This window comes from Myxococcus sp. AB025B (assembly GCF_006518215.1).
Taxonomy (GTDB): Bacteria; Myxococcota; Myxococcia; order Myxococcales; family Myxococcaceae; genus Myxococcus; species Myxococcus fulvus.
In genome coordinates this window covers 16769-27221 of sequence record NZ_SRLW01000128.1, presented here as the reverse complement: position 1 = coordinate 27221, position 10453 = coordinate 16769, and the positions used below count along the sequence as shown (strand labels likewise).

Here is a 10453-nt window from a genome sequence, read left to right as displayed (position 1 = left end):
GCTCCGGGGTGGGCTCCGGCGCGGGCGGAGGCGGCAGGACGTCCTCCAGCGCGGTGCTCATGGTGAAGCCATCGTGGTACACGCTCGCCTCGGGACGGATGCTGTCCTCGCGGTACAGCCCGAGCTTCAGGTAGTTCATCTCCTTGCCGAACTGCGTCGCCCCCATCGTCTTCGGCAACACCAGCTTCCCGTTGTGCCACAGCTGCACGAAGCCGACCTTCGCGTTGGACGACCACTTCACCTGCAGGATGAAGTCGTGCCACTGGCCCTTGTTGAGGGGCCCCTTCCAGGGGATGTCACCGTCCGCGCCACCCACGCGCAGGTGCATCTGGTCCCCCTTCACGAAGAACTCCAGCGGCGGCGAGCCGCAGCAGCCCTCCTGGTGCCACTGCGCGAAGACCTGCCACCCATCCGAGATGGGGTAGTTCGACGGGAACATCGTGCTCCACTTGTAGAAGTACGTGGAGCCCGCCTTCTCCTCGCTGATGTAGAGCAGCTCGTTGCGGTTGCCGCTGGCGCCGATGGGGTCATCGCCCTGACGCACCGTGGCCTTCAACGCATAGCGGCCCTCACGGACCACGTCCGACACCACCTGCAGGCGGCTGTTCGCGACGCTCTGCGAGCGCGTCCACTGCGAAATGTTTCCGGTCTCGAAGTCGCCCTTCCACACCACCTCCGCGGACGCGAGGGGGGGAACCAGCAACACCAGGGCGGCGAGTCGAAGGAATGCGGTCAAACGAGGTCCTTTCATTCCGGGTTGGCGCATTGGGACATCCGGCCGGCCGTGCTACTTCCCGCTCCCGCTCGCCCGCCAAGCCCCTGGGGTCCCTGCCCCCGGTCCGCTGCTCGGTGGGGCACGAGGAGTCGGGGCGCCCTCGGCCCCGCTCGTCGCTTGCCGTCCACCGCAATGATTCCCGGAGGATGAAGCGACGCGCCGGAAGTGGGAGCGCGCGGCACCTTGGGCTCCCGCGGCGCTCGCCCGCTGTGCGGCCCGGGGACGCGGCGTCTTCTTCCGTGCCTGCGCCCACGCGGGAAATTCGCCCAAGAAATGCCGGCGCCCAAGGACCCGGTGGGATGTGCGTTCGTACAGAGGCGACAGGTCCGGTGTGGGCCTGGAGTCGTCGCCAGCCGGAGGGTTGGTGTAGAACCCGACCGGTGGGCGCCTGTCTGGGGGAGACAGCACCCGAGGGGGCAGCATGTGGAAGTCGAAGTCCGACAAGGCCCTGGTCCTGGCGTTGGCCGCGCCCGTGCTCGTCGTCACCGCGCTGCTCGTGCGCACGCCGTCCGGGGGGAGCGGCGTGGAGGCGCGCTTCTGGGCCGAGCGTCGGGCGTCCGCGCGCATCGAGGCCCGCCTCACCTATCCGGAGGCCGACCGCTACCGACCGCGCGTCTCGGCCGGCGGCTGTCTGGTCCCCGCCGAGCCCATTCCCCTCAAGGAGCTGGCCCGGCTGGAGGAGGAGGGCAACTGGGCGGGCATCGCCGCCGCCTACGGCCTGCAGGGTGAGTGGAACCAGGCGGGCTCCTTCCTCGAGCGCATGTCGTCCTCCGTCGACCGCGACAGCGACCTGGCCGCCGTGCAGCTCTCCCGGGGCGCACACGAGCAGGCCCTGCGGCTGCTGGACCGCGTGCTGGCCAAGTCCCCCTCGCATCCCCAGGCGCTGTGGAACCGCGCCCTGGCGCTGCGCGACATGGGCCTGACGATGAAGGCCGCGGAGACCTTCGAGAGGGTGGCCGCGCTCGGCGAGCAGGGCTGGAGCAGGGAGGCCAAGGCGCAGGCGCTGACGCTGCGCGAGGAGACGCAAGCGCGCTCGCGCAAGTGGCACGGCGCGCGCGACGCCACGCTGGCCCTGCTGGAGGACCCCAAGGCGCCGCTGCCCCTCCAGGAGGCGCGTCAGACCCCCGGCGTGGTGCGGCAGCACTTCTACGACGTGGTCCGCGCCGCGCCCTCCAAGGAGCGCGTGCTGGCGCTGATGCCGCTGGCGCGGGAGCTGGACCGGCTGCAGGGCGGCACGTCGCTCGGCGACTACGTGACGCGGGTGTCCGGCCGGGACTTCACGCGGCGCGGCGCCCTGGCCCAGGGGTATTCCGAGTGGGTCCGGAAGCGCGCGGGCGCGCCGGAGTCACTGGTGGAGACGGTGCGCGCCTCGGGTGAGGAGGACCTGTTCGTGGGCCTGGCCCTGCACAACAAGGCCGCCGCGCTGCGCTACCTGCCGGACCTGGTCTCCCACGTCCAGCGAGAGAAGGACACCTGGCTCGGCCTGTTCCTGGAGCGCGAGCAGGCCCGCAAGGAGACGGCGGACGGCGAGTGGTGGAAGGCCGAGCAGCGCCTGTTCAACGCGCTCCAGCGCTGCCGCGAGGGCGCCTTCTCCGCGCGCTGCGTGGACCTGGAGCTCCGCCTGGGCATCCTCTACGCGGAGCTGCGCCGGCTGACGGAGGCCGAGCAGCACGCGCGCACCGCCTGGTCCTGGGCCCGCCAGCTCCAGGAGTGGGAGCTGGAGCTCACCACGCTGGAGCTGCTCGTGCACATCTCCCGGGACCGCGGGGACTTCTCCAGCGCGCTCGCGTACGTGGAGGAGTGGACCGCGCGCGGCGGCCGCGTCATCGACACCTGCTACTGGCCCCACATCAACCAGGCCCACACGCACTACCTGGCCCTGCGTCCGGAGGCCGCGCGCGCCTCGCTGGAGGCCGCCGCCGCGTGTCCCAACGCGAAGCTGGACCTGATGTTCGGCGCCACCTTCGCGGAGATGGCCCGCGCCCGTCCGGACCCGAAGGACGCCGAGCGGCTGAGCCAGGCGCTCGACGTCGCGCGCGCCAGCAACCCCACGCCCGGCGACGCCATCTACGCGCGCTACCTGGAGGGCCGCTTCGTGCTGGACCACGAGCACGAGCGCGGCGTGGCGCTGCTCACGCGCACCCTCGAGGACGCGCGCAAGCTGCCGTCCACCGAGCCTTTGGCGCGCGAGGCGTGGACCCTGGCCTACTCCTCGCTCGTCACCGACGCGGGGCGCCGGGGCGAGTACGCGCGCGCCCTGCAGCTGCTCGCCGAGCAGCTGGGGACCCAGGTGCCCCAGCGGTGCGCGCTCGGCGCCGCCGTCCACAACGAGCGCTCCGTGGCCGTCGCCCGGGGGCCCGCGGGTGAGCTCGTCGGCGACTACCAGGGCACGCGCGAGGTGCCCTTCGCGGAGAGCCCCAGCGTCAAGCTCGTCCCCGAGCACGTGCGCCAGGCGCTCAAGGGCTGCGCCCAGGTGGAGGTGCTCGCGTGGGCGCCCGTCTTCGGCCGCACGGACCTGTTGCCCGTGGACCAGCCGTGGAGCTTCCGCATGGGCCGCATCGTCCCGGGCGTGTCCGCGCCGTCGCGGCGCCTGGTCGTCTCCAGCGTGGAGGCGCCCGCGCTGCTGCAGCTGCCCAGGCTGCCCACGTGGACGCCGCCGCCCGAGCCGGAGCCCACGGCGCTGGAGCTGTTGTCCGGCTCGGACGCCACGCCCTCGCGCGTGCTGTCGAGCATGTCGGACGCGACGGAAATCGAGATTCACGCGCACGGCATCAGCGACCCGGTGCTGTCGGACGCCTCGCTGGTGGTGCTCTCGCCCGAGGGCAACGGCCGCTACGCGCTGACGGCGGACATCGTGCGCAAGCAGAAGCTCGCCGGCGCGCCCATGGTGTTCCTGGCCGCGTGCAGCGCGGGGCGGCTCGCCTCCACCACCACGCACGAGCCCTTCAGCCTGCCCGCCGCCTTCATCGAGGCCGGCGCGCGCGCGGTGCTCGCCTCCACCGTGGACATCCCCGACGCCGCCGGGCGCTTCTTCGACGGCGTGCGCCAGCGCATCCGCGGCGGCACCGCCCCCGCGGTGGCCCTGCGCGACGAGCGCCAGAAGTGGCTCGCCCGCGACGCGCGCAACGGCTGGACGCACCACGTGCTGCTGGTGGAGACGTCCGACTGACCCCCCTACAGCGGCGTGGGCAGGTACGTGTTCCCCTGCGGCACCTGGAAGTGGTGGAACGTCACCGACGCGCTCACGTCGAGCGCGCGCACCCAGTGCCACCAGCCCACCGGGATGAACACCAGCTCCCCCGGCTCCAGCACCGCCTCCACCACGTGCGCCTCCGCGTAGAGCGGGTGGCGCTCCACGTCCGGGCGCTCCGCGTCCACGTGGCTGAACGTCCCGTAGCGCGGGTACATCAGGTGCCGCTGGAAGGAGGGGATGAGCTTCACGTGCTTGCGCCCCAGCACCTGCGCCAGCAGCACGTTCATGTTGTCGTGGTGCAGCGGCGTCACCGTGCCCGCGGGGCCCAGCAGCAGCGTCATCATGTCCGGGCGCAGGCTGTCGTCGATGATGCCCTGGGGCGCGCGCACGTCCTCGCGCAGCGGCTCGAAGCCCTCGCGCTGCCAGTTCTCGTTGCGCGGCACCATGTAGTAGTCGTTCGTCTCGCCCCCCGTCGCCACCCGGTGCACGTAGTCGCCAAAGCGCATCGTCTCGCGGTGCTTGTCCGGCTCGGGCGCGTGGTCAGGGTTGGATTCACGCCGCGTCATCACCTCCACCTGCACGTCCCCCACCCGCTCGGCCAGGTAGGAAAGCGACCAACGTCCGAGCGCCGGCCAGTCCTTCATCCGCCCCGTCAACACCACCGGCCGGTGTCCGAAGTAGTAGCGCGTGAAGAACTCCTCCGCGGACAGCTCGTGGCGTCGCTCCAGCGCCAGATGTCCACCCGATTGCCGATGCAACGCGCTGTACGTGTCCATCACCGACTCGAGCCACCCGTAGCGTCGCCCCACCCGCTGGCAGGCCTGGAAGAACGGATGCGCCTCCACCCGCGCCACCTCCTCGCGCGCCACGTCTTCCGACACGCCCGCGCTCGCCAACGCCAGACACGCCTCCTCGCGCGTCACCCCCATCGCCAGGTTCTCCACCAGCCAGACCTGCCACTCCAACGCCAACCGGGATGTATCCACGCTCATTTGGAAAACCTCGAAATCCGAGACGCAATCCACCCCGCCGCCTCTCACGGAAACGCACCGGAGCATGGTAAGGACGGCGACAGATTCAAAGTTTCATCCACCAGCAACTTGTCCGTGCTGCTGTATCCCAGCACGAGGAGCGAGCGAATGACGTCCGGTTCCAAGCCCGTCGAGTCGAGTGCCGCGGACGCCCACGTGAAGAACAACTACGTGGACTGCGCCACCAACGTGGGGGTGCAGCGCGCCCGCAAGCCCCTGCCCATGCCGTCCAGCCCCGCCCTGGCCTCTGCCCCGCAGCAGCCCTAGGCGCCGTCTCCTCTCCAGACCTACATCCGCTGGAGATCCATGCCCGGACTGGGATTTCATCCCTTCCGGGCATTGCCTTGTTGGTGCCCTTGCACTTTTTTCTCAAGGAACGGGCGGCACCGCGTCTTTGACTGGGAAACCTGCCGCGCGAGGCATGTAGGACATCATGGCCAACCTCTTCAACCGGGAGCGGAGGCGCTTCGAGGCGTTCATCCGACAGCACCGGCCCAGCCTGCTGGGACTGGCGCGTCGTCTGTCCGCCCGCTCCAGCCTGGAAGCCGAGGACCTGGTGCAGGAGACCTTCGAGCGCGCGATGCAGGAATTCGAGTCGTTGAAGGACCGGACGGACGCGGCGGCGGCGGCGTGGCTGTGCACGACGATGACCAACCGCTTCCTGGACTACTGCCGCAGGCAGCGGACGGAGTCCCGGGGGATGCCCCACCTCGCGCTGGTGCAGGAGGGGGTGGCGCAGGCGGAGGCCCAGGAGAACTGGGAGCTGGTGAGCACCGAGGAGTTCCAGAAGGCGGTGGAGCGGCTCAAGCCGCACCTGCGTGATGCCTATCGGCTGCACGCGGAGGGCAAGCGCTACAACGCCATCGCCGAGCATTTCAACGTTCCCGTGGGCACGGTGGGCAGCTGGCTCACCCTGGCACGCAGGGACCTGAAGGACTTGCTGCTGCCACAGGTAGCGGTGGCCCGGGAGCAGGGGGCAACGAGCTCATGACGACGCCATGCACCAACAACCGACTGCATCTCTTCGTGGACGGGGAGCTGTCCGCCACGGAGGCGGATGCCTTCCGCCAGCACCTGACGCGGTGCGCGGAGTGTGAGTCGGGACTGAGGGATTTGTTGCAGCTGGAGCTGCTGGCGGCCCGGGCCCTGGGGGGGAGCGCGCCGGCGACGCAGGGCGCCGACGGGGCCGAGCCGGTGGTGGGCGGCAACGTGGTGTCCCTGAAGGCGCGGCTCCAGAAGGGCCTGAGGCTGGCGATGCCGCTGGCGCTCGCGGCGGGGCTGGCGGCGGTGGTGGTGGTGCGCGGCCAGGCGGAGCCGGAGATTCCGGGCGAGGTGTGGCTGTCGGGCGCGGACACGCGCACCTTCGAGGCGCGGCTGTCGCATCCGAAGGCGGACCGCTTCCTGCCCTACAGCCCCATGCGCGGCACCAGCCACTCGGCGCAGATGCTGCCGCTCAGGCCGCTGGCGGAGCTGGCGGAGCGGCACGACTACCGGGGCATCGCGGCGGCGTACGCCCTGCGCGGCGACTGGCAGCAGGCCGAGGCGTTCCTGGGGCAGGAGCCCGAGTCCGCGGACAAGGCGAACGACCTGGCCGTCGTCGCGCTCAGCCGGCAGCGCTACGAGGAGGCGCTGGGGCTGCTCACGAGCGCGCTGAAGCTCAATCCGAACCACGCCCAGGCGCTGTGGAACCGCGCGCTGGTGCTGCGCGAGCGCGACCTGCTGGACCGCGCGGCGGCGTCGTTCGACACCGTGGCGTCGCTGAGCGAGGCGGGGTGGAGCGGCGAGGCGCGGCGGATGGCGGCGGAGCTGCGCACGCAGCTGGCGGAGGAGCGGGTGCGCTCGCGCCGGCAGGTGATGGACGTGTGGACGACGCTCACGGGCGAGGCGCCCTGGGACGCGAAGCAGCTCGCGCAGCGGCCCGCGGTGGCCCGCGCGGCGCTCTACGACGCGGTGCGCACGGTGACGTCGAAGGAGCGCGTGGAGGCGCTGCTGCCGCTGGCCCGCGAGCTGGACGCGCTGGGTGGGGGCTCGGTGCTGCAGGACTACGTGCGGCAGGTTGCCGCGCGGGACTTCACGGCGCGCGCGCCCTTGGCCCAGGGGTACGCGGGGCTGTTGCGTGACAGCGACACGAAGAAGGACGCGACGGTGCTGCTGGACTCGCTGCGCCGCTCGGGGGAGCGGGACATCTATTTCGGCGCGCTGATGCACACGGGCACCGCGGTCTCGGACGCCACGGCGATGAGCGCGCTGCGCGGCTTCGCCGAGGGGACGCCGGACCCGTGGCTGCACCTGCTGGCCGAGCGCGAGGGCATCCGCCGGGAGCTGGCCGCGGGCCGCACCGCGCAGGCCGAGAAGCAGTTGATGGACGCGATGCTCACGTGCAACGGGATGGGCAACATCGTCCCGTGCATGGAGCTCAACTGAGTCCACCGTAGGTTCTCCTCGTCACACACCGGGGTCGGTCCTCTTGAGCAGGACCGGCCCCTCTGCTTTTTAGCGGCGGGCGTGTTGTCCACCGTGCGAAGCGGCGGCGTGTGGACGGACGTCGTGAGGAGGGGCGTGGCAGGCTCGCCCGCATGGCCCAGTCCACCCCTCGCAACATGCGCGACTACGCGGCGACCCACCGGGACTTCCGGTGGGAGCGGCCCGAGCACTTCAACTTCGCCACGGACGTGGTGGACCGGCACGCCGCCGAGCGGGGGGAGTCGCTGGCGCTGCTCTGGTCGGACGAGACGGGCCGCGAGCAGCGCTTCACCTGGCAGGGCGTGAAGCAGCGCTCGCTGCACGCGGCGCAGTTCCTCACGGGACTGGGGCTGAAGAAGGGGGACCGCCTCTTCATCATGATGCCCCGGGTGCCGGAGTGGTGGTTCCTGGTGCTGGGCTGCATCCGCGCGGGCATCGTCTTCATGCCGGGCACGCCCATGCTCACCGTCAAGGACATCCGCTACCGGCTGGTGGCGGCGGACGCGAACGCGGTCATCGCGGACACAAGCTGCCTGGAGCGCTTCGAGGGGCTCGCGGGCACCGGCCGCGTGGAGACGTGGGTGGCGGTGGGGGAGGGCGCGCCGGCGCCGTGGGTCCGCTACGAGTCGGGCACCGTGGGCACGGGCGCGCACGGACAGGACTTCGCGCCCACGCGCGCGGAGGACCCGCTGCTCATCTACTTCACGTCCGGCACCACGGGCATGCCGAAGATGGTGCTGCACACGCACGCCAGCTACGGGCTGGGCCACGTGATTACCGGGCGCTACTGGTTGGATTTGACGCCCGAGGACCGGCACCTGACGTTGAGCGACACGGGCTGGGCCAAGTGCGCGTGGGGCAAGCTCTTCGGGCCGTGGAGCCAGGGCGCGTGCAACGTCGTCTACGACTTCCGGGGGCGGTTCGAGCCGCGGAGGCTCCTGAAGGTGCTGGCGTCCCAGCAGGTGACGACCTTCTGCGCGCCGCCCACGGCGTGGCGGGCGATGGTGCTCGAGGACCTGAAGGCCCACGACCTGTCGAGCCTGCGCCACACGGTGAGCGCGGGCGAACCGCTCAACCCGGAGGTCATCGACACGTGGAAGGCGGCCACGGGGCTGCACATCCGCGAGGGCTACGGGCAGACGGAGACGGTGGTGGTGGTGGGCATGTTCCCCTCGGTGGAGCCGCGCGTGGGCTCCATGGGCAAGCCGTCCCCGGGCTTCACGGTGGGCGTCATCGACGACGCGGGCCAGGAAGTGGCGGACGGGCAGGAGGGGGACATCGCGGTGCGCGTGGCGCCGGAGCGGCCGGTGGGGCTGTTCCAGGAGTACCTGGGCGACGCGGCGGCCAACGCGGCCTGCCGTCGAGGCGACTGGTACGTCACGGGCGACAGGGCGGTGCGGGACGCGGACGGCTACTTCTATTTCGTGGGCCGCGCGGACGACGTCATCAAGACGTCCGGCTACCGCGTGGGGCCGTTCGAGGTGGAGTCCGCGCTGCTGGAGCACGCGGCGGTGGCGGAGTCCGCGGTGATTGGCGTGCCGGACGACAAGCTGGGCCAGCGGGTGAAGGCGTACGTGGTGCTGGCGCCGGGCTTCACTCCGTCGCACGAGCTGGCGAAGGAGCTCCAGGAGCACGTCAAGCGCACCACCGCGCCGTACAAGTATCCGCGCGAGGTGGAGTTCGCGCTCGAGCTGCCCAAGACGGTGAGCGGCAAGATTCGCCGCGCGGAGCTGCGCGCCACGCCGCCCAGGCCCGGGTGACTCAGGCCGAGGCGCGGCGCAGGGACAGCTCTTCCCTGAAGGCGCTGATGACGTCCTCCACGAGGGGAATCTCCCCGGCGCGCCGCTCCATCAGCCGGGAGAGCACGGCGATATAGGCCTCACCGAACAGGGTGGTGAGCGCGGTGGCGGTGGAGGCGGCGATGAGCGCGCCGACCAGCGTGCCCGCGCCGGGGATGACCTTGAGCAGGCCCGACACGATGGCCTGTCCGGAGAACGTGGCGCCCAGCCCCGTGGCCACGGAGCTCACCAGCGTGGAGAGGAAGGCCTCGGTGAGCGGCAGGCCGAAGACACTGCTAATCCCCGCCAGCATTCCGACCTGCGTGGGGACGAGCAGGGCGGCGTCGGCGAAAGGGATGGGGGTGGCTCCGATGGCCGCGGCAGCCGCGGCCGCGCTGGCGACGATGCCGTGGGCCCGCTTGCGCTTCTGTTCGATGCTCACCCGCTGCGCGGCGGCGAAGGCGTTGCGCTGCCCCTCCGGCACCAGCTCCATGGTGAGCTCCACCAGCTCCACGAGCCCCTTGGCCTGGAGCGTGTTCCCCTCGTCGTCCGTCTCCTGGAGCGCGCGCACGCGCATGACGTTTCGGGCCATGGGCAGGAGCCGCTCCACCTCGGCGCGGAAGCCCTGGTCGTTGCGCGCCTTGGTGACGACCGCCACCACGGGCATGTGCCGCGAGAGCATGCGCGCGACCTCCAGGTCTCCATCCTCCACGCGTCGAGAGTCCTCTCCGATGCAGAGCCACGCGCAGTGCAGGTGCCGCGTCGCGTCCGCGTCCCGGCCCCGCGTGGCCACCAGGTCCTCGAGCAGCGTCAGCGTCTGCTTGTAGGCGCCCAGCTCCAGGCCCCGGGTGTCGAGGATGCTCACGGGGACGTCGCTCTTCGTGTACTCGCGCGTCTCCTGCGTGACGGGGCGGCCCTGGCCGGTGTCCGCGATGCGCCCGTGGAAGACGGCGTTGATGAGCGTGCTCTTCCCCACGCCGCTGCGCCCGGCGATGACGATGTTGACCCGCCCGCGTCTGCGGAAGGCCTCATCCACCTGCTTGCGAATCTCTTCGGTGAGCTGGAGCTCCATGACACGCCTCGTGGGTCCTTCGTCCCGGCCGCGCGGAACGGGCCTCTGGGGACAAGCCTAGCGGACCTGGGCCGTCCGACACGATGCACGCGAGGGTGCGTCCAGGCGGGCGAGCCGGCCTCCGGACGCACCCTCGCACCC

General features: G+C 71.3%; 8 protein-coding genes. 5 read left to right on the top strand and 3 right to left on the bottom strand.

All coding sequences use genetic code 11. The features are described 5' to 3' along the window. The coding region (locus FL311_RS21805) for a polysaccharide lyase (protein ID WP_141327583.1) at positions 1-736 on the bottom strand (736 nt) is incomplete at its 3' end. A 460-nt stretch (positions 737-1196) separates the two neighbouring features. Between FL311_RS21805 and FL311_RS21800 the strand changes: the two genes are divergently transcribed. Beyond that, complete coding sequence (locus tag FL311_RS21800; protein WP_141327582.1) at positions 1197-3944, top strand: CHAT domain-containing protein; 2748 nt, start codon at positions 1197-1199, stop codon at positions 3942-3944. Positions 3945-3949: 5 nt separating this feature from the next. Here FL311_RS21800 and FL311_RS21795 read toward each other — a convergent pair whose 3' ends face one another. Then, complete coding sequence (locus tag FL311_RS21795; protein ID WP_141327581.1) at positions 3950-4960, bottom strand: cupin-like domain-containing protein; 1011 nt, start codon at positions 4958-4960, stop codon at positions 3950-3952. A 147-nt stretch (positions 4961-5107) separates the two neighbouring features. Here FL311_RS21795 and FL311_RS21790 point away from each other — a divergent pair, with 147 nt between their 5' ends. The 4 genes from FL311_RS21790 (at position 5108) to FL311_RS21775 (ending at position 9222) form a co-directional block, all read left to right on the top strand. After that, entirely contained in the window at positions 5108-5266 is a 159-nt protein-coding gene (locus FL311_RS21790) for a hypothetical protein (protein WP_153882699.1), read from the top strand. Positions 5267-5432: 166 nt separating this feature from the next. Then, a complete protein-coding gene (locus FL311_RS21785; protein ID WP_046711104.1) occupies positions 5433-5990 on the top strand; it encodes an RNA polymerase sigma factor in 558 nt (185 codons plus the stop codon). Continuing rightward, positions 5987-7423, top strand: a complete 1437-nt coding sequence (locus tag FL311_RS21780; RefSeq protein ID WP_141327580.1) for a zf-HC2 domain-containing protein — start codon at positions 5987-5989, stop codon at positions 7421-7423. The genes FL311_RS21785 and FL311_RS21780 overlap by 4 nt, the downstream gene beginning before the upstream one ends. A gap of 152 nt (positions 7424-7575) precedes the next feature. Further along, positions 7576-9222, top strand: coding sequence for an acyl-CoA synthetase (locus FL311_RS21775; RefSeq protein WP_194869307.1), 1647 nt, complete (start codon positions 7576-7578; stop codon positions 9220-9222). A 1-nt stretch (position 9223) separates the two neighbouring features. On the opposite strand, the gene FL311_RS21770 is transcribed toward FL311_RS21775, so the two are convergent. Further along, positions 9224-10312, bottom strand: a complete 1089-nt coding sequence (locus tag FL311_RS21770) for a YcjF family protein (RefSeq protein ID WP_141327579.1) — start codon at positions 10310-10312, stop codon at positions 9224-9226. Positions 10313-10453: the final 141 nt, after the last annotated feature.